This window comes from Amycolatopsis sp. WGS_07, from assembly GCF_045278895.1.
GTDB lineage: Bacteria > Actinomycetota > Actinomycetes > Mycobacteriales > Pseudonocardiaceae > Amycolatopsis.
The window spans coordinates 5,715,034-5,741,523 of the sequence record NZ_CP136053.1 but is presented as its reverse complement, the minus strand read 5'-3'; the positions used below and the strand labels follow the sequence as shown (position 1 = coordinate 5,741,523).

Sequence of the window (26,490 nt, the reverse complement as noted above, 5' to 3'; positions counted from 1 at the left end):
GATGGCGGCGACGGCCGTGCACGACGCGGCGGGCTTCCCGCGCCCGGGGAACCGGGAACGCCCGCCGCGCTTCGGGCGAGGCCGGATTGCCGCGCCGCCGCCGCGCTGACCTGCCTTGCGCTGCCCCGCTCTCCCGTCTCGGGGCCGCGCTGACGTGCCGCTTTTCCCGCGGCCGATCCGCTACGGCCGGTGAACCCGCCTGAATTCCCCAGGCCGGGGATCGCATTTCCGCGGATTCCGGCGTATTTCCATTCCTGACCACTGTTTCAGTGGGTTCCGCTTCCCATCTCCGGGCTTCCGGCACCGGGCGGATTTCCCTGAGCCCGCCCGAGATTCCGCTCCGACGGCTTGCTCGCGCCCCGCTCCGGACATTCCGCGCCGCGCTTTCCGTGGACCGGCCCGGGTTCCGTTTCGAGCGCTTTCCGCTCTCGGCCGCACCCGAATTCCCGGCCCGGCGGCCAGCGAATACTTGCCCCCGGCTCGTGCGGTTTCCCTGCCCAGCCGCGGTTTCGCTGCGCGCACCCGTCCGCCCGGCCGCACGACCGCCGCCGAGAACCGTTGCGCCGCCGCCCCAGCCGCGATTCCCCTGCGCACACCCGTCCGCCCGGGCACACGACTGCCGCCGAAAACCGTTGCCTCGCCGCCCCAGCCGCGATTCCCTCGCGCACACTGCCCACCCGGCCGCACGACTGCCGCCGAAACCGTTGCCTCGCCGCCCCAGCCGCGTGTCCCCTGTCCGCCCGGCGGCACGACTGCCGCCGAAACCGTTCCCCCGCCGCCCCAGCCGCGATTCCCCCGCGTGCACCTGCCCGCCCAGCCGCACGACTGCCGCCGAAAACCGTTGCCCCGCAGCGACTTCCGCTGCCCCAGCCCCGGCTTCCCCGGCAGCCGATCCCTCCTCCGGCGGACCGCCCCGGCCCGACGAAAAACCGGCCGGACAGGCCGCCCCGAAGGGCGCCCGCCGACCGGTTCTGATTCCGCTCGGTGATCAATTTTCGCGAAAACGCCCCTCGCCCCGGCCTCCGCGGCCCGGCGATGCCCCGATCAGGCAGCGGCCATTCAGGTGGCCGATTCCCCCAGCCGGGTTACCTCCGGCTACAGGATCGCGCGCAGCCGGTCGGCGATCGTGCCGATGCGGCCGAGCACGCCGTTCACGAAACGGGGCGAGTCGTCCGTCGAAAGTTCCTTCGCGAGGCCGACCGCTTCGTCGATCGCGACCGCGTCGGGAACGTCGGCGGCCCACAGCATCTCGTACACGCCGACGCGCAGGACGGCCAAGTCGACCGGCGGCATCCGCTCCAGGGTCCAGCCCTGCGAGTGCTCCGCCAGGAGTTCGTCGATCCGCTCGCGGTGGGCCGTGACGCCCTCCACCGCGGTGATCGTGTAGTCCGCGACCGGGTCCACCTCGACCGCGCCGACCCGGTCGGCCAGCAGCGTGACCGGGTCGGCGGACCGCTGGGCGGCCTCGTACAGCATTTCGACCGCGCGCCTGCGGGCCTGGCGCCTGCTGATCGCGCCGCCGCGGTTCGGGTGCGGGGGAGCTTGTCCGCCATCAGCTGGAGACGCGGCCGAGGTAACGGCCGTCGCGGGTGTCGACCTTGATCTTCTCGCCGGTCGAGAGGAACAGCGGCACCTGGATCTCCGCGCCGGTCTCGAGCGTCGCCGGCTTGGTACCGCCGGTGGAGCGGTCGCCCTGCAGGCCCGGGTCGGTGTGCTGGATGACGAGTTCGACCGAGGTCGGCAGCTCGACGTACAGCGGCTCGTTCTCGTGCACCGCGACCTGGACCTCGGTGTTCTCGAGCATGTAGTTCGCGTTGTCGCCGACGGTCTCGGCGGGCACGGTGATCTGGTCGTAGGTGTCGCCGTCCATGAAGACGAAGTCGGCGCCGTCCTTGTACAGGTACGTCATGTTCCGGCGGTCCACCGTGGCCGTCTCGACCTTGGTGCCCGCGTTGAAGGTCTTGTCGACGACCTTCCCGGTCAGCACGTGCTTGAGCGTGGTGCGCACGAACGCGCCGCCCTTGCCCGGCTTGACGTGCTGGAACGCGGTCACGCTCCACAGCTGGCCGTCCAGGTTGAGGACGAGTCCGTTCTTCAGGTCGTTGGTGGTGGCCACGAGTCTTCAGGTCTCCTGTGTTCGATCTCTTCGGCTGCGCGGCCGTCAGACGGCCACGAGGTCCTTGGTGCTCAGGGTGAGGAGTTCGGGTCCGGAGTCCCGCACGACGAGCGTGTCCTCGATGCGCACGCCACCGCGCCCCGCGAGGTACACGCCGGGCTCGACGGTGACCGCCATACCGGCGGACAGTGTACCGACGCCCGCCGCGGCGAGACTCGGTGCCTCATGCACTTCCAGCCCGACGCCGTGGCCGAGACCGTGCGCGAACTGCTCGCCGTAGCCCGCGTCGGCGATGACCGAGCGCGCCGCCGCGTCCACTTCGGACACCACCGCGCCGGGACGGACCGCGTCGGTGCCCGCCGTCTGCGCGCGGCGCACCAGGTCGTAGATCTCGCGCTGCCAGTCGGCGGGCTCGCCGAGGACGACCATGCGGGTCATGTCCGAGTGGTAGCCGTCGACGGTGGCTCCGAAGTCGAACTTCACGAAGTCGCCGCGGCGCAGTTCGGCCCCGGTCGGCCGGTGGTGCGGGATCGCCGAGTTCGGGCCCGCGGCGACGATGGATTCGAAGGAGATCCCGGACGAACCGTGCTCCAGCATCCGGTTCTCCAGGTCGCGGGCCACTTCCAGCTCGGTCCGGCCCGGCCGCACTCCCCCGGCCTCGATCAGGCTGGCCAGCGCGCGGTCGGCGGCCGCGCACGCGGCGCGCAACGCGGCGACCTCGACCTCGTCCTTGACCGCCCGCAGCTGCTCGACCAGCCCCGGAAGGCGGATCAGCTCCGCCCGGTCGAAGCGCACCTTGAGGTGCTCGTGCTCCTCGACGCTCACGTACTGGCTCTCGAACCCGGTCCGGCCGTAGTCCGCGAGCTGGCCCGCCGCGTGCGCCGCGAGCGCGCGGGCGCTGGCGCGGTCGAGCACGCGTTCCAGGTCGGGCACCTCGGATTCCGACTGGGTCGTGTAGCGCCCGTCGGTGCAGAACAGGGTCTTCGCGTCGCCGCCCGCGTGCAGCAGCAGCGCGGCGTTCGACCCGGTGAACCCGGTCAGGTAGCGGATGTTGAGCAGGTTGGTGACCAGCAGCGCGTCGACCCCGTTCTCGTGGAGCAGGGCGGCGAGCGCGGCGCGGCGGCGAGCGTGGATTTCCGGCACCCGGCCAGCTTAACCAGCGCGTTCCAGCCCCGGTCGCGGCGCGGGGAGAGGACGGCCTACTGGCGGTTAACTTCGGCGCGCCTACACTCCGTCCATGCTGGGTGCCTGGTTGACGCGCGGGCTGGTCATGGCGGTCGTGCACGCCGCCGCGATGACGCTGCTCGCCAAGTGGTCCGTGTTCCACCCGACCGGCCAGACGCTGTTCACGTCGCTCGCCATCGCCGTGCTGGTCGGTGTCGCGGCGCTGTGGAGCGCGATCGACGGCTGGCGCGACGTGCCGGACAGAGGGCGCGCGTGGTTCATCGCGTCGCTGGTCGCGGGCGTGTGCTCGGGCATCCTGTACGTGATCGGCCGGGCGATCTTCGTCGACCAGACCGGGGTTTCCGAGCTGAAGGCCGCGCTCACCGGCGGGGCGGCGTTCTCCGCGCTGCTCGTGCTGGTGCCCGCCGGGCTCGGGTTGTTCGTCGGCGGCCGGATCCGGCGTCCCTCGGCCGCGGAAGACGAGGACGAGTCCGCCCCGGAACCGGACGACGAGGACGAAGACGGCACCGGCAGCCGCTCCGGCGAACTCGAACTCCCGCCGAGCCCGGCCCCGCGAACCCCGAAACCGTCTCCGGTCAGCCGCCCAGCGGCAAACCGCGCGCGGCGCCGTCCCACTGTCGCGGGTCGATCTCCTGCACCCCGGAACCGTTGAGCGACACGATCACCGTGTCCGGCAGGCCGTAAAGCTGCCCGTCGAGCACCATGCCGTAGCCGCGGCCGTACGCGTGCACGACTGTCGCGCCAGAGCGCAGGCGGGTTTTCACCGGCACCTCCGGCACCTGCGGCAACGGCCGGTCGACCAGTTCCCCGGCGAGCACCGCGGCGACTGAACGCCGATCGATCCGGATGCGCTCGCCGCGCCGGTAGAGGTCGATCACGCGGTCCGGGGACGGCATCGCGACGCCGTCGAAGGTCGCGGTGCTGCGTGCTGGGGTCGAGCAGCCGCCGGCGCCCTTCACGTCGAGCCCGAAGTGCTTCAGCGCGGTCGGCGCGCCGGTCGGGCCGATCTCGGTGGCGCGCACGACGTCCAGCGAAACCAGGTCGCACGGATCGCTGACCGACGTCGGCGCGTGGCCGTCCGGACGGCGGACGAGACCGGGGCCTTCCTTCCACGCTCCCGGGATCACCACCGGTTTGTACGGCTGCATCGTGAACTCGCGGTCCCAGAAGGTGATCGTGGTGCCGCCCGCGGTTTCGTGCGCGATGGCGAAGGCGTCGAGCGCGCCGACCCACTCCAGGTCCACGCTGAACGCGTCGACCACCGACCGGGTGCGCGGAGCGGCGGTCGTCGGAGTGGGCTCGAAACCCTTCTCCCCCAGCATTTCCACGCCCTCGCGGAACGCCGGGTCGTGCGCCCGGATCACGAACTGGCCCGCCCCGTTCCAGCCCGCCGCGCGGCCGGTGGTGTCGGTGAACATGAGGTAGTACCAGCCGTCGAGGAAGACCACGGAGGGCTGGCCGGCCCCGTAGACGTTGGCGCGGTGGACGTCGTGCGACGCGCCGAGGATCGGTTTGCCGCCGTTCGAGCGGGTCCAGTGGATGCCGTCCGGGCTGGTGGCCGTGCCGATCGCGTTGCCGAGCGCGTGGTCGCCCGCGGCGCCGGTGTAGTACATGAAGTACGTGCCGCCGACGCGCAGCACCGACGGGTCGCAGGTGTGCATGCCGTCGAAGTTGCCGGGCGCGCCGGAGAGGACCGCCGCTGGCGCGCCGCCACCCGGACCAGTGAAGGGTCCGTCGGCCGAGGGACCCTCGGCGTAGAGGATGTCGTCGCCCGGCGGCGGGGCGCTGCTGTACTGGCTGCACCACCAGATCCGGGTGCGGCCGTTCTCGACCATCACGGTGGGGCCGTAGTTGTACGACGCGTCCGCGGCCCCGGCTGCGACCACTCCGCCGCTCTGCCTGCTGGCCCCGGCGGCGAGCGCGACGTCCGCCACCCGAGGCGGGTCTTGAGGGGGCTGCGGCGCGCCGCCCGCGATGCCGCCGTGCCCGGTGCCCTCGGCTTGCGGCTGGGCCAACGTCTGGCTGCACCCGGAAACGAGGGATCCGGCGATCAGCAGCGAGAGCAGCTGACGCACGGGTCGCCGACCCCCACGACGAAACGGGTGCATGATCGCCGAGTGTAGCGACAGCGGCACCGGATGGGTGAACCACGTCGGGCATTCGCCGGTCCAGCGGCGGGTTTGCCAAGAGCTTGCTTTTCGGGCTGTGCGGTGATCTTTGGCCGGAAAGGCGGCTGAGTGCACGGCGGTCCAGTGCAACGCCGGGCATCTCAGCCGAGGCCAAGCACACCACGCCGCCGCCGGTGTCGTGAGTGGCAATGCCGGTGAGAACCGGCATTGCCACTCACGACCACCCGGGGCAACCGCCCCCAGCCCCAGCGGCGTCGTGCGTGTTCAAGCAGGTTCTCACCGGCACGAACACCCTGGTCGTGATGCGGGAAAGCCCGCCGCGGCAACCGGAACCGCCCGGCAGCAGCGTCTACCGCGACGTCAGGACGGGTGTGCGGCGATCCAGCGCAGCGCCAGGGCGTAACCGTCCACCCCGAGACCGGCGATCACCCCGGTCGCGATGTCCGAAAGCACGCTGTGGTGCCGGAATTCCTCGCGCTTGTGCACGTTGCTGATGTGCAGTTCGATCAGCGGCGCGGTCAGCTGGGCGGCGGCGTCGCGGACGGCGATCGAGTAGTGCGTCCAGGCTCCGGCGTTCAGCACGACCGGCGCGCCCGCGTCGGCGGCTTCGTGCAGCCAGCCGACCAGTTCGCCCTCGTGGTCGGTCTGCCGGACCTCGACGTCGAGGCCCAGTTCCTGACCGGTCTCGACGCACAGCCTCGCGAGGTCGTCGTGGGTGGTGGAGCCGTAGACGTCCGGCTCGCGTTTGCCCAGCCTGCCGAGGTTGGGGCCGTTGAACACGAACGTCTTCACAGCAGCACGCTCCCGCCGTTTTCCGGGGCCTCGGCCGCGATCGCCGAGTACGCGGCGGCGAGCAGCGACGGGTCGGGGCCTTCCAGCCTGCCGGGTTTGCCGAGGCCGTCGAGGACGACGAAGCGCAGTACGCCGGAGCGGGTTTTCTTGTCGCCCTTCATGGTTTCCAGCAGCTGGGGCAGCGCGTCCGGGGCGTACGTCGTGGGCAGGCCGATCAGCTTGAGCACCGCGGCGTGCCGGTCGGCGGTGGCGTCGTCGAGCCGTCCGGCCAGTCGCGCCAGTTCGGCGGCGAACACCAGGCCGACGCTGACCGCCGCGCCGTGGCGCCAGCGGTAGCGCTCGCGGCGTTCGATGGCGTGGCCGAGGGTGTGGCCGTAGTTGAGGATCTCGCGCAGGTCGGATTCGCGCAGGTCGGCCACGACGACGTCGGCCTTCACCTGGATCGAGCGGCGGACCAGTTCGGCGAGCACGTCGCCGGACGGGTCGAGCGCCTGGGCCGGATCGGCCTCGATCAGCTCGAGGATCCGCGGGTCGGCGATGAACCCGGTCTTGACGATCTCGGCCATCCCGGCGACGAGTTCGTTGCGCGGCAAGGATTCCAGCGTCGCGAGGTCGACCAGGACGGCGGAGGGCTCGTGGAAGACGCCGACGAGGTTCTTGCCCGCCTCGGTGTTGATGCCGGTCTTCCCGCCGACCGCGGCGTCGACCATGCCGAGCAGCGTCGTCGGCACGTTCACCAGCCGGACGCCGCGCATCCAGGTGCCCGCGACGAACCCGGCGAGGTCGGTGACCGCCCCGCCGCCGAGCGCGACGACCACGCCGCGCCGGTCCAGCCCTATCCGGCCGAGGACCTCCCAGCAGAAACTGGCGACGGAGAAGGCTTTGCCGTCCTCGGCGTCGGGGATCTCGACGCGGTGCGCGTCCAGCCCGGCGGCCGCCAGTTCGTCGCGGACGGCCTCGGCGGTGGCGGTGAGCGTCGGCGGGTGGACGATCGCGACCTTCGACGCGTCGGCGAGCTGCTCGGTGAGTTCGCCGAGCAGGCCGCGCCCCACGAGCACGTCGTACGGCTGCGCGGTGGCGACCCGGATCCGGACGGGCGGGGTGGCGGGCACGGTTCTCCTCACTGCTCCCGGACCCGGCGGTCCTGGGCTGGGTGGTGGCTCGGTGCGATGCCGTGCTGGCACCGCTGGCTCGGCGCGGCCGGCCGGACGGCACCGTGCGGGTGCCGCTGGCTCGGTCCGGGCCGGTGGCGGGTCATTGCCCGCGGACCCGGTCGGGTTCGAGGGCGGCGACGGCGGCCGCGACGACCTCTTCGGGCGTGCGCTTGTCGGTCTCGATCTCGACGGTCGCCACCTCGCGGTACACCGGCAGCCGCTGGTCGAGCAGGGCTTTGAAGGTGGCGCGCGGGTTGATGCCGGCGAGCAGCGGGCGCGCGCTGGACATGCCGGTGCGCTGGACGCCCGCCGCGAGGCCGACGTTCAGGAACACCACTGTGTGCTCCTGAAGCCGCGCGCGGGTGCCCGGGGTGAGCGGGGCGCCGCCGCCGAGGGACAGGACGCCGTCGTGCTCGGCGAGCGCGGCGGCGACCGCTTCCTCCTCGATCGCGCGGAACGCCGGTTCGCCGTCGTCGGCGAAGATGTCCGAGATGGCGCGTCCGGCGCGGGCGACGATGTCGTCGTCGGTGTCGCGGAAGGTGACGCCGAGCGCGTCGGCCAGCAGCGGCCCGACCGTGCTCTTGCCGGAGCCGGGCGGGCCGATGACGACCGCGCGCGGGCTCACCAGCGCTCCTCGAGCGCCTTCAGGTACGCCTGCGCGTTGCGCCGGGTCTCGGCCAGCGAATCGCCGCCGAACTTCTCCAGCGCCGCGTCCGCCACGACCAGCGCGACCACCGATTCCAGCACCACGCCCGCACGCGGCACCGCGCACACGTCGGAGCGCTGGTGGATCGCCACCGCGGGCTCCCCGGTCCGGACGTCCACTGTGGACAGTGCCTTGGGCACGGTGGAGATCGGCTTCATCGCGACGCGCACCCGCAGCGGCTCGCCGTTGGTGATGCCGCCTTCGAGCCCGCCCGCGCGGTTCGACCGGCGCGTGACGCCGACCGGCCCGGTGCCGCGGTCGATCTCGTCGTGCGCCTGGCTGCCCCAGCGGCGGGCGGTGGTGAAGCCGTCGCCGACCTCGACGCCCTTCATCGCCTGCACGCCCATCAGCGCGCCGGCGAGCCGCGCGTCGAGCCGCCGGTCCCAGTGCACGTGCGAGCCGAGGCCCGGGGGCAGGCCGTAGACGATCACCTCGATCACGCCGCCGACAGTGTCGCCCGCCTTCCGCACCGCGTCGACCTCGGCGATCATCGCCTCGGTCCCCTCGGCCGAGAACGCCCGCACCGGGCTCTCGTCGATCGCCGCGAGGTCGCCCGGCTGCGGCAGCGGGCCGTCGGGCGCGTCGGCACCGCCGATCGAGACGACGTGGCTCAGCACCTCGGCCCCGAGCAGCTGCCGCAGGAAGTTCCGCGCGACAGTGCCGAGCGCGGTCCGCGAGGCCGTCTCGCGGGCGCTGGCGCGCTCGAGGACGGGACGGGCCTCGTCGAAGCCGTACTTCTGCATGCCGGGAAGGTCGGCGTGCCCGGGGCGGGGCCGGGTCAGCGGCTCGTTGCGGGCCAGCCCGGCGAGTTCGGCCTCGTCGACCGGATCGGCCGCCATGACCTTCTCCCACTTGGGCCACTCGGCGTTCTCGATCTGGACGGCGATCGGGCCGCCCTGGCTGACCCCGTGCCGGACCCCGCCGAGGAACTGGACCTGGTCGGTCTCGAAGCCCATCCGCGGGCTGCGGCCGAACCCGAGCCTGCGCCGCGCGAGCTGCGCGGAGAGGTCCGAGGTCGTCACCTCCACCCCGGCGGGCAGCCCTTCGAGCACAGCGGCGAGGGCGGGTCCGTGCGATTCTCCAGCGGTGATCCAGCGCAGCACCGGACAATCCTGTCACGGCCCGCCGGACGCCCCGGCAGAGCCCCTGGCCTCAGGCGATGCCGGTTCCCGCGGCGGGGAAGACCGCGCACGCCCAGGTGGCCAGAACGAGGCCGGGACCGTAGGGGACGCGGAGGGGTCCGGCTCCGAGGGGTCCGGCGCGGATCGGGGTGCGGTCGGCCGGGGCCGGTGCACGGGCGGGGTCGGACATCGCCGGGACGCGGCGGGCCAGCGCGCGGTCGGCCAGCGCGCGGATGCGGGCACGGCCGACCGGCATGCGGGAGGAGTCGGACAGCGCTGGGGCGCGGGCGACGTCGGTCGGCTCTGGCGGCTGGGCGGGGTCAAGCTGGGCGGGACCGGGTGGCTCGGCGGGGTCAGCCAGCTGGGCGGCACCGGGCAACGGGACGGGACCGGCCGCCGCCGGTTCCTGTGCTGAGCCGGTCAGCGTGGATCGCTCGGGTTGGTTCGGGGTGATGCCTCCTGCCGTCAGGGAACGGGGGGCTGGGGCGCGGGCGACGTCGGTCGGCTCGGCGGGATCAGCCAGCTGGGCGGCACCAGGCGGCTGGGCGGGACCGGACATCGCCGGTTCCTCCGCTGAGCCGGTCAGCGTGGATCGCTCGGATTGGTTCGGGGCGATGCCTCCTGTGGCCAGGGAACGGGGCGACGGCGCGCTAGGCCCGGCTGCGAGATGAGAGCCGACAGAGGCCCGAGGCGCGCGGATCCGGCGCATCAACCACATCGGCACCACCGCCACCGCGCTCACCGTCGCTGCCAGGACTGCCCCCACCGCCGGGGCCAGTCCGCCGACCGCGCCCAGGACGGCACCGAATGAACCAGCCAGTTTGACGTCTCCAGGGCCGAGACCGCCCGCTGACAGCCGGTGGACGATCAGGTGTGTTCCGCCGAACAGCAGGCAGCCCACGGCGGCGCCAGCGGCCAAGCGCCAGCCTCCGCCGCCGAATGCGGCGAGGGTGAGCGTCAGGGCTACAGCCGGGTAGGCGGGCAGGGTGAGGACGTCGGGCAAGCGACGGTGTCGGGCATCAGCCAATGCCAACGGGACGCCGACCACCGAGACCAGCCAGGGCACGGGAAGCCACCAAGCTGGCAGCATGCCTGCGTCGGCACGGGCGGCGGCTACAAAGGCTGCCGCGACGGCAATCGCCAGGCCGAGCGAAAGCGGCACCGGCGCACCGGTTTTCTTCATCATCGCCAGCAGCACCGGGACCACCGCCCCGGCCGCCAGCACTGCTGTCAGGACCATGCAGCCAGCCTGTCCCCGAGGTTGGGACCAGCGCAAACAAACCGGGGTGCGAGGGGACCCCTCGTGCGCGACACGCCGGAAGGTTCACTCCGCGGTGGCAAAATCAGGAACCGGCGAAGGCCCGCCGGTGCCCGCTCGGGTTCGTCCCCCGGACCCGTTTGAACGCCGAGCTGAATCCGAAGGCATCCGAGTACCCGACCGCCCGCGCGACTTCCGCGACCGGCATCGATTCCTGTTCCGTCAGGAGGTCCGCCGCCAGCGTCATCCGCCAGCGGGTGAGGTACGTCATCGGCGGCTCGCCCACCAGGTCCGCGAAACGTTTGGCCAGTGTCGACCGCGAAACTCCGGTCCGGGCGGCCAGCGAGACCACCGTCCACGGGGCCGCTGGGTCCGCGTGCAGCAGGCGAAGAGCCGTTCCCACCACCGGATCCCGCTGCGCGGCCCACCACGGCGGCGGCGTGCCGCCGGGCCGGTCGAACCAGTCGCGCAGGAGGCAGACCAGCATCCAGTCCAGCAAGCGGTCCAGGACGATCTGCTGGCCTGGCGCGTCGACTGCCAGTTCGGCCGCCAGGTGGTCCAGCACCGGGTCTTCCGCGTCCGGGGAAGGCGGGCGGACGACGACCGGCAGCTCGTCCAGCAGCGCGGCCATCCGGCTGCGGCTCCGGACCGGATACGCGCCGACGATCAGGTCGGCTTCGCCGTGGAACGGGTCGTTCCAGCCGAGGTGGTGCCGGGTGCCGCCCTGGTCAGGGGTGGCGCAGAACTCGCCGCAGGCGACGGGGGCGGCGGGAGTGTCCAGCCGGTCCACGAAGGAGAACGGGCCGCGGACCAGGATGCTCTCGCGGGCGCGCAGCAGCTCCGGCGGATGCCCTTCCGGCACGATCCAGCCCTCGCCGCTCAGCAGCGCGCACAGGGTCAGCGGAGCACCGTCCGTGAAGTGCAGCGACCACGGCGCGGACAGGGCCGAGCAGCCGAACAGCGAACCGTGCGCCCGGACCCCGCGGATCAAATCGCTGAACGCGTCCACTCCCCCGAGATTAGACGAATGGACAGGCGATCCGGCTTCTCGCCTATGGGATCGTCCGGGAAAGCCCGGTTGAATCCCCGTCATGAGCACGCTCACCGACCACGATCTCGAGTTCCTCCGCCGTCCCCTGCACGGCTTCCTGACCGTCGCCGCCGGACCGCGGCCGCCGCAGCCGCGTCCGGTGTGGTTCGAGGCGGCCGACGACGGCACGATCCAGCTGTTCACCGACCCGGACTCGGCCAAGATCCGCCAGCTGCGCGAGGATCCGCGCGCGTCGATCGTCGTCGCCGCGCCGGTCGGGGAACCGGAGCGCTGGGTGTCAGTCGCCGGGCGCGTCACGGTGGAGGCCGACGGCGGGCACGACCTCGCCCGCCGGCTCGCCGCCCGGTACTGGGACCTCAGCACCGCCGAGGGCGCGGCCGGGCTCGACGTCCTCGAAAAACTGCCGCAGGTCCGGGTCGTCATTCACCCGGAGAAGGTGCACCGCTACGCGTTCTGAGCGCCTGTACCAGCAGTACCAGGCCGCAGATCACGCACACCGCTTCGGTGATCACGCCCCAGTATTCGTACTGGCTGTTGAACTGGTCGTGCACGCCGTAGAAGCCCACCGTCACCGACAGCAGGTAGGCCAGCAGCGTCACGCCGCCGAAGCCCAGCGTGAAGAACGCCGGAAGCCAGTGCCGCCAGAAGAGCAGCGCGAGCGCGATCACCGCGCCCGCGACGCCGTTCACCAGGAAAAGCGGCCCGACCACCGGGATGTCCGCGTAGCCGCTGCCCCAGTACAGGTAGAAGTGGATCGCCGCCGAGCCAGCCAGGCCGGCCGCGCCCAGCGCTCGCATCCAGGTCGTCAGCATGCCGTCTCCTTCCGTGCGGATGCCGGATACGGACTACACGCACGGGCGGGCGCGACGGTTCACCTGAACCCCGGACCGCCTCGGTCCGTTGCACTGGGTATGACTGCCGAACTGCACTCCCGCCGCTCAGTTATCGCCTCCGGGGCGGCCGCCGCCGTCGCGCTCACCGCGTGCGGGAGCGGCTCCGAACCGGCCGCCCCGAAGCCGGGCGGGAAGGTGATCGCGCTGGCGGAAGTGCCGGTGGGACAAGCGAAATCCGCGAAAACCCCGGACGGGCAGGACGTCCTCGTCGCGCAGCCGTCGGCGGGGACGGTCGCTTGTTTCAGCGCCGTCTGCACGCACCAGGGCTGCACGGTGAATCCGCCGCGGGACGGGCAGGCGCACTGCCCGTGCCACGGTTCGGTGTTCGACGCGCTGACCGGTGCGGTGAAGCAGGGCCCGGCGAGCCAGCCGCTGGCGAAAGTGGCCGTGAAGCTCCAGAACGGAGACGTCGTCACGGCGTGACCGGAACCGCCCTTTGTGGACATTCACCGTCCACAAAGGGCACCGGTGCTCAACTGTTCCAGGTGAACAACTCGTCGCCGGCGGCGACCGTGCGCCCGCCTTCGAGGCCGGCGAGCACGTCGGCGGACGCGTCGAGCCCGACGACCGGGACGATCGGCGAGTAGCCCTTGGCGGCGACCGCCTCCGGGTCCCAGCCCACGATCGGCTGGCCTGCCCGCACCTGCTCGCCCTTCACGACGTGCAGGGTGAACCCCTCGCCCTTTTCCTTGACCGTGTCGATGCCGAGGTGCACGAGCACCGCGCGGCCGTCCTCAGTGGCCACGACGTACGCGTGCGGGTGCAGCGTCACCACGGTTCCGTCGACCGGCGCGACCGCGTCCGCGCGGCCGCCGGAGGGCCGCACCGCGATGCCGGGACCGACCATCGCCTCGGCGAACACCGGGTCGGGAACCTCGGTGATCGCGACGACCTCGCCCGCGACCGGGCTCAGGATGGGCAGGCTCACATCAAGTCCTCGATGTCGCTGGCGATGGTGTCCGCCTCCGGCCCGACGATGACCTGGACCGCCGAGCCCATCTTCACGACGCCCATCGCGCCCGCCGCCTTCAGCGCGGCTTCGTCCACGGCGGACATGTCCTCGACCTCGCACCGCAGCCGCGTGATGCAGCCCTCGATCTCGATGAGATTGTCCGCGCCGCCGAGCGCCGCGAGAATCTTTTCCGGCCTGTCATCCGCCATCGCGGCCTCCTCGTATCCCGTTGGTTTTCCACGCGGAACAGGTGCGCTCCGCCACCATTACTACGCCGTTTGCCGCCTTGCCCGGCGGGCCCGGCCACGAACGGATAACGGTGGTTGACACCTGCTCGCGCTGCGGAGCATCCTGCCCCATCAGATCATTGGTCTAGACCGGAACGTACCAATCTTCCGGCGCGGACGCGAGCACCGGCCCCGGTGCGCGACAGGCGAGGGAGGGCGACACCGAGATGAGTGCGGCCGCGCACGTTCCGCCGCCCGACCCCGCCGAGCGCGTGGTGAACGGGCCGACCCCGAAGCACGCCCAGCTGCGGGAAATCCTGCGCCGCCTGGTGGAGCGCGACCTCCCGCCGGGCTCCCCGATCCCGTCCGAACGGGAACTCGCGCAGCACTACGGCGTATCGAGGCTCACTGTCCGCTCGGCGATCGGGAAGCTCGTCGAGGAAGGACTGCTGGCCCGGGTCAGGGGCAAGGGCACCTTCACCGCCGCGAGGCGGATGGAACTGCAGGTGTACCTGATGTCGTTCACCGACGACATGCGCCGGCGCGGGCTCACCCCGACCACCGAAGTGATCTCGACCTCGACCGAGGTCCCGCCGGTGACCTCGGCGCGCGCGCTCGGCCTGTCCGAGGGCGTGCCCGCGCACCGGCTCGTGCGGCTGCGGCGCGCCGACGGCGTTCCGCTGGCCGTGGAACGCGGCTGGTACCACGCGGGCCGGACCCCCGGCCTGCTCGACCTCGACCTGACCCGTTCGCTGTACGCCCAGCTCGCCGACGCCTTCTCGCGCCGGCCGGACCAGGCGTACCAGACGGTGTGGGCCGAATCCGCGGACCGCGAGACGGCGCGCCTGCTCGGCATGCGCACCGGCAGTCCGCTCCTGGTGTTCCGCCGGGTTTCCAGCTCGGGCGGCGAACCGGTGGAGGACATGACGTCCTGGTACCGGGGCGACCACTACCAGGTGACCATGCAGCTGGACCGGAACACCCCGGGTTCCGGCGACCAACCCCACAATGGAGGTATCCGATGAGCGCCACCACCGCGGCTGGGGCCAGCGGGAAGAAGAAGGGCGGCGGCCTCGCCGGGCTGCAGCGCTTCGGCCGCAGCCTCATGCTGCCGATCGCGACCCTGCCCGCGGCCGGTCTGCTGAACCGGCTCGGCCAGGAAGACGTCCTCGGCAAGAAGGGCCTGGACTGGGGCAAAGCCGCCGACGTGATCGGCGCGGCGGGCGGCAGCATCTTCAACTGGCTGCCGCTGATCTTCGCGATCGGCATCGCGGTCGGGTTCGCCCGCAAGGGCGACGGCTCGACCGCCGTCGCCGCGGTCATCGGCTGGGTCGTGTTCAACAACGTGATCCAGGTGATCGCCCCGACCAGCAGCCAGCAGGGCTACAAGCCGGGCTGGGAAAGCCAGCCCATCCACTGGCCCTACAGCGTGCTGACCGGCATCGTGTCCGGCATCGTGGCGGCCCTGCTGTGGCAGCGCTACCACCGGATCAAGCTGCCGTCCTGGCTGGCGTTCTTCGGCGGCCGCCGGTTCGTGCCGATCATCACCGCGCTGGCGATGCTCGTGCTCGGCGTCCTCTTCGGCCTGGTCTTCAAGTACGTCGACCAGGCGATCACCTCCGCGGGCGAGGCGGTCATGGGCTCGCCGGTCCTCGGCGGCGGCATCTACGGCCTGCTCAACCGGCTGCTCATCCCGGTCGGCCTGCACCAGCTGCTGAACGTGCCGGTGTGGTTCATCTTCGGCGGCGGCGACCTGAACAACTTCTTCGGCCACGTGCAGGGCTCCGGCGCGTTCATGACCGGGTTCTTCCCGATCATGATGTTCGCGCTTCCGGCCGCGGCGTTCGCGATCGTGCACACCGCGCGTCCCGGACAGCGCAAGCTCGTCGGCAGCATCATGATCTCGGCCGCGCTGACCGCCTTCGTCACCGGCGTCACCGAGCCGATCGAGTTCGCGTTCATGTTCGTCGCGTGGCCGCTGTACATCTTCCACGCGGTGATGACCGGCATCTCGCTCGCGGTCTGCAACGCACTCGGCATCCACCTCGGGTTCTCGTTCTCCGGCGGCGCGATCGACTTCGCGCTCAACTCGTCGCTGGACACCGCCCACAAGGCGTGGCTGCTGATCCCGATCGGGCTCGTCCTGGCCGTGATCTACTACGTGGTGTTCCGCTTCGTGATCACCAAGTTCAACCTGCGCACGCCGGGCCGCGAGGACGACTCGATCGAGGGCGACCTCGAGCGCACGGCCGCGAAGTAACACCCGAGAAAAGGCAAGAGAGGTACACCATGCCGGAGAAACGCGTCACCGTGGCCAGCAAGGTGGGGCTGCACGCCCGTCCGGCCGCACTGGTCGCCAAGGCGGCCGCGGCCCAGCCCGTGGCGGTGCGGATCGCCAAGGACGGCGGCGAACCGGTGGCCGCCGGCAGCGTCCTCAACCTGATGACCCTCGCCGCCGCGTACGGCGACGAGGTCGTCATCAGCGCCGAGGGCGACGGTGCCGAGGCGGCGGTCGAGGCCGTCGCCGAGCTGGTCGCCACCGACCTCGACGCTCAGTAGCGATACCGCTCCACGGGGAAAACACGAACCGTGCGGGGCTCCCGGACTTCCGGGGCCCCGCACGGTTCGTTCGCGTCAGGGCACTGCGGAACGGCGCCGGGGCGGGCCCTATTACGCTGGCGGACATGGAGAGTCTGCGCCTGATCGACGAGTGGCCGGTGGACAACGCGGCGGCCGGGGTGGTCTCCGCCTCCGGCGACGTCCGGGGCCGTCACGGCGACCCGGCTCGCCCGTTCCGGCTCGCGTCGGTCACCAAACTGCTCACCGCCTACACCGCGCACATCGCGATCGAAGAGGGCGTCGTCGAACTGGACACGCCCGCCGGGCCGGAAGGCTCCACCGTCGCGCACCTGCTCGCGCACACCTCCGGGCTGGCCTTCGACGCGCACAAGGCGATGGCCGAGCCCGGCACGCGACGGCTGTACTCCAACGCCGGGTTCGAGGAACTCGCCGACGCGCTGGCCGGGCACTCCGGCATCGAGTTCGCCGAGTACCAGCGAGAAGCGCTTTTCGAGCCGCTGGGCATGACCTCGACCCGTTTGGAGGGCTCCCCGCCTCCGGCGCGGTGTCCACAGTGGACGATCTGCTCCGGTTCGCCGCCGAACTGCAGTCGCCCAAGCTGCTTTCGCCGGAGACCCTGAACGCGGCCACCGAGATCGCGTTTCCCGGCCTGAACGGCGTCCTTCCCGGGTTCGGGCACCAGAAGCCGAACGACTGGGGGCTCGGCTTCGAGCTGCGCGACCACAAGAGCCCGCATTGGACCGGCGCGCACAGCTCGCCGCGCACGTTCGGCCACTTCGGGCAGTCGGGCACCTTCCTGTGGGTGGACCCGGAAGCGGGGCACGCCTGCGTCGGGCTCGCCGACCGTTCGTTCGGGCCGTGGGCCGCGCAAGTGTGGCCGCCGTTCACCGACGCCGTGCTGGCGGAACTCTCCGCGTGAAGTTCCGGCCCGCGCTCGCGGCCCTGCTGCTGGTCGCGAGTTGTTCCGCACCGGCCGCGCAAACCCAAGCGCCCCAAGCATTGCCCGCGCCGAACGCGCCGCTTCCGTTGGGCACCAACGGCACCGCGGTGCCGAAGCTCGACTGGGCACCGTGCCACGGCGGTTTCCAGTGCGCGACCGCGCCGGTTCCGGTGAGCTACCGCGAACCCGGCGGCGCGAAGCTGAACCTCTCGGTGATCCGCATGCCGACCACCGATCCCGCGCACCGCGTCGGGTCGCTGGTGATCAATTTCGGCGGACCGGGCACCGACGGCGTCGGCGAGCTGATGCGCTTCGGCCCGCGCTACCCGGACGAACTGCGGGCCAAGTTCGACCTGGTGAGCTTCGATCCGCGCGGAATCGGCGGCAGCGCCCCGGTGCAGTGCCCGGGAACCCCTCCGGCGGCCGGTTCGCCGTTGCGGGACAGCGCGGCGTTCTGGACCGCGAGCGCGGCCGTCGGCAAGGCGTGCGCGGCAGGCACCGGAGCCGAGCTGTCGCATCTGTCCACCGCGAACGTCGCGCGGGACATGGACGTGCTCCGGCAGGCGCTGGGCGAGCAGCAGCTGAACTTCTACGGCTACTCGTACGGCACGTATCTCGGCGGCACCTACGCGAACCTGTTCCCCGGCAAGCTGCGCGCGATGGCCCTGGACGGAACACTCGACCTCGTCGCGAACGCCACCGGACAGCCGGGTCAGCAGCACAAACCGGTCGACGTGCGCGCTGATGTCGCGACTGCCCAGCAACAGGAACTGGAAGCGTTTTTCGCCGCCTGCAACGCGGCTGGCCCGGGCAAATGCGCCTTCGCCGGCGGTGACCTGAAACAGAAATTCGCGGCGGTCTTCGCCCGGCTGACACACGGTCCGGTCGGCGGTATGACGGTGTCGTCGCTGCTGGAGACGGTCGACCGCGCGCTGTATCAATCCTCGCGGTGGCCGCAGCTGGCGAAGACGCTCGCCGGGCTCGTGCCGTCGTCGCCGGTGTCCCCCGCGCCGGTGCTCGACCCGCGCGTGCCGACGCATTCGCCTGGCTTCCTCGCCGTGCAGTGCTTGGACAGCGAACTGCCGCAGGACACTTCCAAGTACGCCGAACTCGCGGCCGCGGAAGCGAAACGGCAGCCGTATTTCGGGATCGCGCCGGTGTTTTCGATGGCGCAGTGCGTCGGCTGGCCCGCTCACGACGAAGACCGGTACCTCGGACCGTGGAACCGGCCCCGGCAGCATCCGATCCTGATCCTGGCCAACCGGAACGACCCGGTCACCCCGCTCGCCAACGCCCAGGCCACCGCACGGGAACTCGGCGACGGTCATGTCATCGTGGTCGACGGTGCCGGGCACACGACCCTCGACGTGCCGAGCCCGGCCGCTTCCGCCGCGATGACGCGGTATTTCGTGGATCTGACCGTGCCTCCGGACGGGACGGTGTACCCGCCGCAGGTCCGGCCGTTCCCCTAGTTCAGCACGTTGATCGGCTCGCCCGCCTGAAACGCGGCGATGTCCTCCACCGCGCCGCCGTAGAAGACCTCGTACGTTTCCCTGCTCACGTAACCGAGGTGCGGCGTCAGGATCGCGTTGTCCAGCGTCCGCAGCGGATGGTCCACGGGCAGCGGCTCGATGTCGTAGACATCCAGCGCGGCGGCGGCGATCTTCTTGCCGTGCAAGGCATCCAGCAACGCCGCTTCGTCCACGATCGGCCCGCGCGAGGTGTTCACCAGCAGCGCGGTCGTCTTCATCGCGGCGAATTCGGCGGCACCGACCAGGCCCCGGGTGCGCTCGGACAGGACCAAGTGGACGGACAACACATCGGCCCGCGCGAACAAGTCCTCTTTGGACACTGCCGTGACGCCGTGCTCGGCCGCCCGTTCCCGCGTGAGATTCTGGCTCCAGGCAATCGGTTTCATCCCGAACGCCTGGCCGATCCGGGCGACCTCGGCACCGAGCCTGCCGAGCCCGAGCAGGCCGAGGGTCTTGTCCCGCAACGACATCCCGAGCCCGACCTGCCAGCCGCCCTCGCGCATCGAACGGAACTCGGCGGGCAGACCGCGCGCGCCGGCCAGGATGAGCGCCCACGCGTGTTCCACCGTCGACGCGGCGAGCGCACCGGTGGCGGACACGACCACCCCGCACCGCTTCGCCGCGTCGAGGTCGATCGCCGCGTTCCGCCGACCGGTGCTGACCAGCAGTTTCAACCCGGGCAGCCGATCGAACACGGCGGCCGGGAACGGCGTGCGCTCGCGCATCGCGACCACGACGTCGAACCCGGCCAGCCGCGCGACGACCTCGTCCGACCCGGCGAACGGCTCGCGGAACACCTCGATCTCCGCCCCGAGCGGCGTCCAGTCCGCACACTGGAGAGCCACGTTCTGGTAGTCGTCGAGGATCGCGATCTTCATGCCGCCCACCGTAACCTGATGGTCAGGCGTTGCGCGCCCGCTCGATGATCTCGTCGATCACATCGTTCTTCGCGTCGGCGTAGTTCTGCACGTACTCCCAGACCTGCGCGGCGAGTTCCCGTTTCGTCTCCAGATACAGGGCCAGTTCCTCCGGATGGCCGCGCAGCCGGTCGCGAAACAGCAGATAGCGTTCGGTCTGGCCGTTGCCCGGCGAATGGACGTGCAGGTTGATGTTCGTGTCCGGGCCTTTGAACAAACGGTGCTTCTCCCAGTCCGGCTCGCGGATCACCAGCCGGTAGCCCGCCGCTTCGAGGTCGGGAACGTACGCCGCTTCGTCGTCCGAATCGGGCACTTCGAGCAGAATGTCGACGATCGGTTTGGCGGCGAGCCCCGGTACCGAAGTGGAGCCGACGTGCTCGATCAGCAGCACGCGTTCTCCGAGCACCGCGCGGATTCGGGCTTCCTCGCGTTCGTACAGCCGCGGCCATTCCGGGTCGTACTCGGCGAGCGTGATGGTGGTGCCGAGCTTCGGAGCCTCGCCGACCCACGCCGCCTGGATTTCTTCCTCGCCGAACTGTTGCCTGGTCACGGTGATTCCCCCTGTTGCTGGCTGAAAGCAGCCCGCCAGGTTATCAGGAAATCGGCAGCGGCAGGATGTTCCCGCTCGCCTCGCGCAGCGCGGCCCGCATCTCCTCGCGCGGCGCCGGGAGCCCGGTGAACTGCTCCGCTTGTCCGAACGCCTGGTGCAGCAACATGTCGAGCCCGGTCGCGAGCCGTCCGCCGCGCTCGCCGACAGCTTCGGCCAGCGGCGTCGGCCACGGGTGGTAAATAACGTCGAGCACGCTGCCGATCCGGGCCAGCTCCGCGAGGTGCGGCACGACCGCGTCCGGCGGCACCGTGTTGACGAGCACCGCCGCAGCGTCCGCTAAGTCCGCGAAGTCCACTTCGGACCATCGCCGGACCTCCACGGCCAGGCCCGCGCGCTTGGCCGCGTCCACGGTTTCCGCGGCCCGCGCCGGTTCCCGCACCACCAAGCACACCGTCGAGACGCCCATCGCGGCCAATCCGACCACCGCGGCGGCGGCCGTCCCGCCCGCGCCCAGCACGACCGCCTGGTCGCCCGCGGCAGGCTCGAAGCCGCCCGCGTAGCGCAGGGCTCCGGTCACGCCGTCGACGTCCGTGCAGTCGGCGAGCCAGCCGTCCGCGCGACGCACGAGCGTGTTCGCCGCGCCGACCGCGGCCGCGCGCGGGGTGACCTCGGCGGCGTAGTCGAGCGCGGCCCGTTTGCCGGGCATGGTGACCGACAGGCCGACCCACTCCGGGCCGAGACCGCCGACGAAACCGGGCAGCTCGTCGGCGTCGGTCTCGATCCGGTCGTAGGTCCAGCCGTCCAGCCCCAGCGCCGCGAACGCCGCGCGGTGCAGCACCGGCGACAGCGAATGCGCTACCGGCTTGCCCAGCACCGCCGCGCGGCGCGGCCGGTCACTTGATGACGCCACGCTGCTCCGCCAGAGTCCGGTTCGCGTTGTGCTGGTCGTTCGTGACCGCGAAGCAGGAATGCCCGTCCTTCTCGCATTTCACGAAGTACGCCCAGTCGCCCGGCGTCGGGCTGACCGCGGCCTTGATCGCGTCCATGCTGGGCACCGCGATCGGCGTCGGCGGGAGACCGTAGTTGGCGTAGGTGTTGTACGGTCCCGCTTTCGCCCGGTCCTCCGGTTTGGTGAGCAGCGTCGGGCGGTCCAGCACGTAGTTGACCGTGGAGTCCAGCTGCAGCCGGATGCGCTGCTGCAGCCGGTTGTAGATCACCCGCGAGATCTTGCCGAAGTCCGGTTTGATCGCCTCGCGCTCGATGAGCGACGCGACGATCAGCGTCTCGTACGCCGACTTCCCCGGCCCGGTGGACTGCGCGCTGAGCCCGGACGCCTGGATCGAATCGGCCGACTGCTTCACCAGATCGGTGAGCAGTTCGGTCGCGCTCCAGCCGGGTTTCACGTCGTACACGCCGGGCGCGATCAGGCCTTCCAGGCGTTTGTCCTTGCTCAGCGCCTTGCCCGCGCCTTCCAGCGCCCACTCCGGCGCGCCGAGCGCCTTGAGATCGGCGTCGGCGACCGTCTTGCGCAGCTGGTCGACCGGGATGCAAGTGCTCTTGCCGTCCAAGGTCGCGCAGGACGCCTTCGACATGAGGCTGAACACGCCCGGCGTGACCTTGCCGTCGGGCTGGGTGATGTCGTCGAACTGCGTGTACGGCCGGATCTCCAGCCGCCCGACCCGGGCCGGGGCCGAGGTGATCAGCTCGACCGCGCTCTCGCCCGACATGTGCTTGCGCATCAGGTAGTAGCCCTGCTGGATCCGGCTGAGCGCGGCGTTCTCCGACCCGGCCTTCACGAACGCGCGGGAACTCGCGACCACGCCCGCGTCGGTGAGCTTCGCGCCGATCGCGGACGTCGTGTCGCCCTGTTCGACCTGCACGAGCGCGTCGCCCTCGCCGGAACCGTCGAAGTCCGCGTAGCCGAAGATCTTCTGGTACCCGAAATAGGCCCCGCCGCTGAGCAGGACGAGCACGAGCACCGCGGCGATCCAGCCGATCGCGCGCTTGCGCTTCTTGCGGGGCCGCTTCGCGGGCGGCTCCTCGACCGGCGGCTCTGCCCCGTCTTCGGGATAGCCGTCCTCGTCGTAACCGTCCTCGTAGCCGTCTTCGTCGTACGCGGCGTGCTCGTCGTACTCGCCGTATTCGTCGTACTCGTCCTCGAAGAGGTCGTCGATCGGCTGCTCGCCCGGACGCTCCTCGTGGGCGGCGGCCACGGCCGGGATCACCTCGGTGGGCTGCTCGACCGGCTGCCGGCGCGGCGGCTGGCTGCGCGGGTCGCGCGGCATCGACGCGTCCGCGAAGCGCGGGTCTCGCGGCATGGAGGCTTCGGCGAACCGGGGATCCGGCGGCATCGACGCCTCGGCGAACCGGGGATCGCGCGGCATCGAAGCCTCGGCGAAACGCGGGTCCGGCGGCATCGACGCGTCCGCGAACCGGGGATCCGGCGGCATGGAGCCGTCCGGCGGCGGAGCGGGCGCGCGCCGAGGCGGAGGCGGCGGCAGGTCCGGCGCCCGGCGGCGGCCAGGCGCGGCGGCTTCCATCGGCACATCGGCGTCGTCGCGGCGACGGCGGCCGGACGGCGGCTCGACGTCCACCGGCGGCGGAATGTCCTCGCGCCGGCGACGACGGCCGGCAGGCGGCGCGTCCTCAAGCCGACGACGGCCCGACGGCGGTTCAGTGTCCACCGGCGGCGGAACGTCCTCGCGCCGACGGCGGCGGCCGGCGGGCGGCTCGACGTCCGGAACTTCGTTCCCGGCCACCGGGACATCGCCCGGAGTTATGCGGCGCGGGCGGGCCCGCGGAAGGTCGTCGGCCGCGTGCGGCGGCAGGTCCCAGTTCTCCGTCGACCGCTGCGGCGCGGGCGGACGACGGCGCCGGGTCGGCGGCGCGTCGGCGGCCGGACGGCGCGGCGGTTCGTCAGGAGGCATCGCGTCCGGTGCGACGCGACGGGTCGCTTCGCCAGCCGGACGAGGCGCGCCTTCGGGCGCACGCCGGCGTCCTTCGGCGGGAGGACGCTGCGGCACGTCGCCGCGCGGACGTCGCCGTTCGCCAGGCATGCCTTCGGCCGCCGCACGGCGGGGAGGAGGTTCGCTGTCGGGCTCTCGTCGCCTGCGCCGCCCGCCCGGAGCGGCCGGACCCGCGGCGGGGTCCGGCGCATCCGGTGACTCGGGGTTGCGCAGCCGACGGCGGCCGCCCGGCTCGCCGGGGCCGCGGGGGTCGGTCATGAGTCGCCTTTCCGGGCGCGGTGCGCGGCGACGGCGTCGAGCCAGGCCTGCAGGATCTCGACTGCCGCTGCCTGATCGACCACGGCGCGCTGCTTGCGTCCCTTGACCCCCCGCTGGGACAGCATTCGCGACGCGGTGACGGTCGTCAACCGCTCGTCTGCCAGCCGCACGGGCACGTCCCCCACGCGCCCGGCGAGCTTTTCCGCATAAGCGAGCGCGAGGTCCGCGGCCGCGCCCTGCCGGTTCGCCAGCGTCCTCGGCAAGCCCACGATCACCTCGACCACCTCGTGTTCGGTGACGAGGTCGGCAAGCCGGTCCAGATCGCTGTCGTCCTTCGCATCACGGGAGAGGGTAACGAGCGGGCTCGCGAGGATCGGGGCGGGATCGCTCAGCGCGACTCCCACCCGGACAGACCCGACATCGACCGCGAGCCGCCTGCCCCGCCCCGGATCGGACTCGCCGGGCCGATCCGGGCCTCTCCTGGGTTCAGCGGCCAAGGTTCGCGACCGCCGCGCGCAGCGCCGTCACAGCCTGCTCCGCACCGGCCGGGTTGCTGCCTCCGCCCTGGGCCATGTCCGGCTTGCCGCCGCCGCGCCCGCCGATCGCCTCGGCGAACGACGGCACGAGCTTGCCCGCCGCGATTCCCTTGTCGCGCGCCGCGGAGGTCGTGGCGACCACGAAGGCCACCTTCTCCCCCGAGGGCGCGAACAGCGCGACCACGCCGGCGCGGTCGCCGAGACGGCCGCGGATGTCCGAGGCGAGCGCGCGCAGGCCGTTGCCGTCGACGTCCGGCACGACCTCGGCGACCACCGAGACGCCGTTGACGTCCTGCGCCTTGTCCGTCAGCGCGCCGGCCGAGCCGAGCACCTGCTGCGTGCGCAGCTGCTCGATCTCCTTCTCCGCGTTCTTCAGCCGGGACAGCACGTCCTCGATCCGGCCCGGCAGCTCGTCGGAGGGCACCTTGAACGTGTTCGCCAGCTGCGACACGAGCAGCTGCTCCTTGCGGACGTGCTTGAGCGCGTCCGGCCCGACCAGCGCCTCGACGCGGTGCACGCCGGAGCCGACCGACGCGTCCGACACGAGCTTGACCAGGCCCAGCTGGCCGATCCGGCCGACGTGCGTGCCGCCGCACAGCTCGCGCGAGTACTCGCCCATGTCGACGACGCGGACATCGTTGCCGTACTTCTCGCCGAACAGCGCGACCGCACCCAGCTCGAGCGCCTTGTCCTTGGTCGTGGTGTAGCTCTGCACCTCGACGTCGGTCTGCAGGTAGTCGTTCACTTCCTGCTCGACCTCGGTGAGGATGTCGGCCGACACCGCGCCCGGCGTGGTGAAGTCGAAGCGCATCCGGCCCGGCGCGTTGAGCGAACCGGCCTGCGCCGCGCGCTTGCCGTACGCGCCGCGGACGGCCGCGTGCACGAGGTGCGTGGCCGAGTGCGAACGCTCGATCGACAGGCGGCGGTTCGCGTCCACCGATCCGGTGAGCCGGGTGTCGATCCCGACCTCGCCCTGGGTGACCTCGACGCGGTGCACGAACAGGCCGGGCACGATCTTCTGCACGTCGAGCACCTTCAGCTCGACGCCGTCGCCGACCAGCACGCCGGTGTCGGCGATCTGCCCGCCGCTCTCGGCGTAGAACGGGGTGCGGTCGAGCACCAGCTCGGCCTTGCGGCCCGCCGCGACGCTGCGCACCGGGAGGCCGTCTTCGAGCAGGCCGACGACCTTCGCGTCCGCCTGCAGCTCGGTGTAGCCGAGGAACTCGGTCTCGCCGTGCTGCTCCAGCACCTTCCGGTACTCGGACAGGTCGCCGTGGCCGCTCTTGCGCGACGCCGCGTCCGCCTTGGCGCGCTTGCGCTGCTCCTCCATGAGCGTGCGGAAGCCCGCCTCGTCCACGGTCAGGCCCTGCTCGGCCGCCATTTCCAGGGTCAGGTCGATCGGGAAGCCGTAGGTGTCGTGCAGCTGGAACGCCTTGTCGCCGGCGAGCACGTCGCCGCCGCCCTTCTTCGTCTCGGCCGCGGCCAGGTCGAAGATGCGCGAACCGCTGGTGAGGGTGGCGAGGAACGCCTCCTCCTCCACGCGCACGACCTCGGAGATCCGGTCGAAGCCGCTGACCAGCTCGGGATAGGTCGGGCCCATGGTCTGGCTGACGACCTTCGCGAACTCCTGCAGCACCGGCTCCTGCACGCCCAGCAGGCGCGTGGAGCGGACGATGCGGCGCAGCAGCCGGCGCAGCACGTAGCCGCGGCCGTCGTTGCCGGGGGTGACGCCGTCGCCGATCAGCAGCACGCCGGTGCGCGCGTGGTCGGCGATGACGCGGAAGCGCACGTCGTCGGCGTGGTTGGCGCCGTAGCGGCGGCCGGAGAACTCCTCGGCGCGGCCGATCACCGGGCGCACCAGGTCCGTCTCGTACACGTTCTCGACGCCCTGCAGGATCGTCGCGACGCGCTCGACGCCCATGCCGGTGTCGATGTTCTTCTTCGGCAGCTCGCCGATCGGCGGGTGGCCCAGCTTCGGGCTCAGGTCGCCGCGGACGTCCTGCATGAAGACGAGGTTCCAGATCTCGATGTAGCGGTCCTCGTCGGCGACCGGGCCGCCCTCGCGGCCGTACGCGGGGCCGCGGTCGTAGTAGATCTCCGAGCACGGGCCGCCGGGACCGGGCACGCCCATGTCCCAGTAGTTGTCCTTGCCGTCGCGGACCTGGATCCGGTCGCTGGGCAGGCCGGTGAGCTTGCGCCACAGCCCGGCCGCCTCGCTGTCCTTCTCGTAGACCGTCGCCCAGATCCGGTCCGGGTCGAGGCCGAAGCCCCCGTCGTCCTGGGACTTGGTGATCAGCTCCCAGGCGTTCTCGATCGCGCCTTCCTTGAAGTAGTCGCCGAACGAGAAGTTGCCCGCCATCTGGAAGAACGTGTTGTGCCGGGTGGTCTTGCCGACCTCGTCGATGTCCGGCGTGCGCACGCACTTCTGCACCGAGGTCGCGCGCGGGTACGGCGGCGGGGCCTCGCCGAGGAAGTACGGCTTGAACTGGACCATGCCCGCGTTGACGAACAGCAGGTTCGGGTCGTCGAGGATCAGCGGGGCGCTCGGCACGCGCGTGTGGCCCCGGCTCTCGAAGTGGCGCAGGAAACGGTCGGTGATCTCGTGTGTGTCCACGGGTACGTCCTTG

25 protein-coding genes and 2 pseudogenes are annotated in these 26,490 nt (G+C 71.7%); 8 read left to right on the top strand and 19 right to left on the bottom strand.

Going from position 1 to position 26,490, the window contains the following annotated elements; genetic code table 11:
* Nucleotides 1-1,095: 1,095 nt before the first annotated feature.
* From nusB to RPX00_RS27180, 3 genes are read right to left on the bottom strand one after another with little or no spacing between them, the layout of a single operon-like run.
* Nucleotides 1,096-1,512, bottom strand: a complete 417-nt coding sequence (gene nusB, locus RPX00_RS27190; protein WP_406643106.1) for a transcription antitermination factor NusB — start codon at nt 1,510-1,512, stop codon at nt 1,096-1,098.
* Nucleotides 1,513-1,552: 40 nt separating this feature from the next.
* The gene (efp, locus tag RPX00_RS27185) at nt 1,553-2,116 is read right to left on the bottom strand and encodes an elongation factor P (protein ID WP_009075786.1); all 564 of its coding nucleotides are present in this window, start codon (nt 2,114-2,116) and stop codon (nt 1,553-1,555) included.
* A gap of 45 nt (nt 2,117-2,161) precedes the next feature.
* Entirely contained in the window at nt 2,162-3,259 is a 1,098-nt protein-coding gene (locus RPX00_RS27180) for a M24 family metallopeptidase (RefSeq protein ID WP_406629554.1), read from the bottom strand.
* A 94-nt stretch (nt 3,260-3,353) separates the two neighbouring features.
* On the opposite strand from RPX00_RS27180, the gene RPX00_RS27175 reads away from it, so the two are divergent.
* Nucleotides 3,354-3,953: a B-4DMT family transporter gene (locus RPX00_RS27175; RefSeq protein WP_406629552.1), complete on the top strand. Its 600-nt coding sequence runs from the start codon at nt 3,354-3,356 to the stop codon at nt 3,951-3,953.
* On the opposite strand, the gene RPX00_RS27170 is transcribed toward RPX00_RS27175, so the two are convergent.
* The 7 genes from RPX00_RS27170 to RPX00_RS27140 all read right to left on the bottom strand — a co-directional run bounded on the left by RPX00_RS27170 (nt 3,877) and on the right by RPX00_RS27140 (nt 11,470).
* A complete protein-coding gene (locus RPX00_RS27170) occupies nt 3,877-5,367 on the bottom strand; it encodes a beta-xylosidase (protein ID WP_406643104.1) in 1,491 nt (496 codons plus the stop codon). The genes RPX00_RS27175 and RPX00_RS27170 overlap by 77 nt on opposite strands.
* Before the next feature lie 423 nt (nt 5,368-5,790).
* Nucleotides 5,791-6,222, bottom strand: coding sequence for a type II 3-dehydroquinate dehydratase (gene aroQ / locus RPX00_RS27165; RefSeq protein WP_406629550.1), 432 nt, complete (start codon nt 6,220-6,222; stop codon nt 5,791-5,793).
* On the bottom strand, nt 6,219-7,334 hold the full coding sequence (aroB, locus tag RPX00_RS27160; protein WP_406629548.1) for a 3-dehydroquinate synthase: 1,116 nt from the start codon (nt 7,332-7,334) through the stop codon (nt 6,219-6,221). The genes aroQ and aroB overlap by 4 nt, the downstream gene beginning before the upstream one ends.
* 142 nt (nt 7,335-7,476) lie before the next feature.
* Nucleotides 7,477-8,001, bottom strand: a complete 525-nt coding sequence (locus RPX00_RS27155) for a shikimate kinase (protein WP_406629546.1) — start codon at nt 7,999-8,001, stop codon at nt 7,477-7,479.
* Entirely contained in the window at nt 7,998-9,185 is a 1,188-nt protein-coding gene (gene aroC, locus RPX00_RS27150) for a chorismate synthase (protein ID WP_344267350.1), read from the bottom strand. Before aroC ends, RPX00_RS27155 begins: the two co-directional genes overlap by 4 nt.
* Before the next feature lie 49 nt (nt 9,186-9,234).
* Nucleotides 9,235-10,443: a prepilin peptidase gene (locus tag RPX00_RS27145; protein WP_406629544.1), complete on the bottom strand. Its 1,209-nt coding sequence runs from the start codon at nt 10,441-10,443 to the stop codon at nt 9,235-9,237.
* A 103-nt stretch (nt 10,444-10,546) separates the two neighbouring features.
* Nucleotides 10,547-11,470 carry an AraC family transcriptional regulator gene (locus RPX00_RS27140; protein ID WP_406629542.1) on the bottom strand — a complete coding sequence of 308 codons (924 nt, stop codon included), beginning with the start codon at nt 11,468-11,470 and terminating at the stop codon, nt 10,547-10,549.
* An 82-nt stretch (nt 11,471-11,552) separates the two neighbouring features.
* On the opposite strand from RPX00_RS27140, the gene RPX00_RS27135 reads away from it, so the two are divergent.
* Nucleotides 11,553-11,969: a pyridoxamine 5'-phosphate oxidase family protein gene (locus tag RPX00_RS27135; protein ID WP_406629540.1), complete on the top strand. Its 417-nt coding sequence runs from the start codon at nt 11,553-11,555 to the stop codon at nt 11,967-11,969.
* On the opposite strand, the gene RPX00_RS27130 is transcribed toward RPX00_RS27135, so the two are convergent.
* Entirely contained in the window at nt 11,932-12,324 is a 393-nt protein-coding gene (locus tag RPX00_RS27130) for a hypothetical protein (RefSeq protein WP_406629538.1), read from the bottom strand. The genes RPX00_RS27135 and RPX00_RS27130 overlap by 38 nt on opposite strands.
* 99 nt (nt 12,325-12,423) lie before the next feature.
* On the opposite strand from RPX00_RS27130, the gene RPX00_RS27125 reads away from it, so the two are divergent.
* Nucleotides 12,424-12,828 (top strand): Rieske (2Fe-2S) protein, encoded by a 405-nt coding sequence (locus RPX00_RS27125; protein ID WP_406629536.1) that lies wholly within the window; start codon nt 12,424-12,426, stop codon nt 12,826-12,828.
* A gap of 49 nt (nt 12,829-12,877) precedes the next feature.
* On the opposite strand, the gene RPX00_RS27120 is transcribed toward RPX00_RS27125, so the two are convergent.
* Entirely contained in the window at nt 12,878-13,333 is a 456-nt protein-coding gene (locus RPX00_RS27120; RefSeq protein WP_406629534.1) for a PTS glucose transporter subunit IIA, read from the bottom strand.
* On the bottom strand, nt 13,330-13,566 hold the full coding sequence (locus RPX00_RS27115) for a glucose PTS transporter subunit EIIB (RefSeq protein ID WP_037713328.1): 237 nt from the start codon (nt 13,564-13,566) through the stop codon (nt 13,330-13,332). The genes RPX00_RS27120 and RPX00_RS27115 overlap by 4 nt, the downstream gene beginning before the upstream one ends.
* A gap of 245 nt (nt 13,567-13,811) precedes the next feature.
* Between RPX00_RS27115 and RPX00_RS27110 the strand changes: the two genes are divergently transcribed.
* From RPX00_RS27110 to RPX00_RS27090, 5 genes and pseudogenes are all read left to right on the top strand, one after another.
* Nucleotides 13,812-14,609: a GntR family transcriptional regulator gene (locus RPX00_RS27110; protein WP_406629532.1), complete on the top strand. Its 798-nt coding sequence runs from the start codon at nt 13,812-13,814 to the stop codon at nt 14,607-14,609.
* Nucleotides 14,606-15,844, top strand: a complete 1,239-nt coding sequence (locus tag RPX00_RS27105) for a PTS transporter subunit EIIC (protein ID WP_406629530.1) — start codon at nt 14,606-14,608, stop codon at nt 15,842-15,844. Before RPX00_RS27110 ends, RPX00_RS27105 begins: the two co-directional genes overlap by 4 nt.
* Before the next feature lie 29 nt (nt 15,845-15,873).
* Nucleotides 15,874-16,143, top strand: coding sequence for an HPr family phosphocarrier protein (locus tag RPX00_RS27100; protein WP_378309141.1), 270 nt, complete (start codon nt 15,874-15,876; stop codon nt 16,141-16,143).
* Nucleotides 16,144-16,268: 125 nt separating this feature from the next.
* Nucleotides 16,269-17,083 (top strand): annotated as a pseudogene (locus tag RPX00_RS27095) (serine hydrolase domain-containing protein).
* The gene (locus RPX00_RS27090; protein WP_406629527.1) at nt 17,080-18,576 is read left to right on the top strand and encodes an alpha/beta hydrolase; all 1,497 of its coding nucleotides are present in this window, start codon (nt 17,080-17,082) and stop codon (nt 18,574-18,576) included. Before RPX00_RS27095 ends, RPX00_RS27090 begins: the two are co-directional and overlap by 4 nt.
* Here the strand turns inward: RPX00_RS27090 and RPX00_RS27085 are convergent.
* The 6 genes and pseudogenes from RPX00_RS27085 to alaS form a co-directional block, all read right to left on the bottom strand.
* Entirely contained in the window at nt 18,573-19,514 is a 942-nt protein-coding gene (locus tag RPX00_RS27085; RefSeq protein ID WP_406629525.1) for a D-2-hydroxyacid dehydrogenase family protein, read from the bottom strand. The genes RPX00_RS27090 and RPX00_RS27085 overlap by 4 nt on opposite strands.
* Before the next feature lie 25 nt (nt 19,515-19,539).
* Nucleotides 19,540-20,103, bottom strand: a pseudogene (locus tag RPX00_RS27080) (GrpB family protein); the annotation flags it as partial.
* Nucleotides 20,104-20,146: 43 nt separating this feature from the next.
* Nucleotides 20,147-21,013: a shikimate dehydrogenase gene (locus RPX00_RS27075; protein WP_406629524.1), complete on the bottom strand. Its 867-nt coding sequence runs from the start codon at nt 21,011-21,013 to the stop codon at nt 20,147-20,149.
* Complete coding sequence (gene mltG, locus RPX00_RS27070; protein ID WP_406629523.1) at nt 20,997-23,327, bottom strand: endolytic transglycosylase MltG; 2,331 nt, start codon at nt 23,325-23,327, stop codon at nt 20,997-20,999. Before mltG ends, RPX00_RS27075 begins: the two co-directional genes overlap by 17 nt.
* A complete protein-coding gene (gene ruvX / locus RPX00_RS27065; RefSeq protein WP_406629521.1) occupies nt 23,324-23,824 on the bottom strand; it encodes a Holliday junction resolvase RuvX in 501 nt (166 codons plus the stop codon). The genes mltG and ruvX overlap by 4 nt, the downstream gene beginning before the upstream one ends.
* The gene (gene alaS / locus RPX00_RS27060; RefSeq protein ID WP_406629519.1) at nt 23,814-26,477 is read right to left on the bottom strand and encodes an alanine--tRNA ligase; all 2,664 of its coding nucleotides are present in this window, start codon (nt 26,475-26,477) and stop codon (nt 23,814-23,816) included. Before alaS ends, ruvX begins: the two co-directional genes overlap by 11 nt.
* Nucleotides 26,478-26,490: the final 13 nt, after the last annotated feature.

Coding starts and splice junctions, on each gene's coding strand:
- RPX00_RS27175 (WP_406629552.1), top strand. CDS start 3,354: ATGCTGGGTGCCTGGTTGACGCGCGGGCTGGTCATGGCGGTCGTGCAC.
- RPX00_RS27145 (WP_406629544.1), bottom strand. CDS start 10,443: ATGGTCCTGACAGCAGTGCTGGCGGCCGGGGCGGTGGTCCCGGTGCTG.
- RPX00_RS27135 (WP_406629540.1), top strand. CDS start 11,553: ATGAGCACGCTCACCGACCACGATCTCGAGTTCCTCCGCCGTCCCCTG.
- RPX00_RS27130 (WP_406629538.1), bottom strand. CDS start 12,324: ATGCTGACGACCTGGATGCGAGCGCTGGGCGCGGCCGGCCTGGCTGGC.
- RPX00_RS27125 (WP_406629536.1), top strand. CDS start 12,424: ATGACTGCCGAACTGCACTCCCGCCGCTCAGTTATCGCCTCCGGGGCG.
- RPX00_RS27115 (WP_037713328.1), bottom strand. CDS start 13,566: ATGGCGGATGACAGGCCGGAAAAGATTCTCGCGGCGCTCGGCGGCGCG.
- RPX00_RS27110 (WP_406629532.1), top strand. CDS start 13,812: ATGAGTGCGGCCGCGCACGTTCCGCCGCCCGACCCCGCCGAGCGCGTG.
- RPX00_RS27105 (WP_406629530.1), top strand. CDS start 14,606: ATGAGCGCCACCACCGCGGCTGGGGCCAGCGGGAAGAAGAAGGGCGGC.
- RPX00_RS27100 (WP_378309141.1), top strand. CDS start 15,874: ATGCCGGAGAAACGCGTCACCGTGGCCAGCAAGGTGGGGCTGCACGCC.
- RPX00_RS27085 (WP_406629525.1), bottom strand. CDS start 19,514: ATGAAGATCGCGATCCTCGACGACTACCAGAACGTGGCTCTCCAGTGT.
- mltG (WP_406629523.1), bottom strand. CDS start 23,327: ATGACCGACCCCCGCGGCCCCGGCGAGCCGGGCGGCCGCCGTCGGCTG.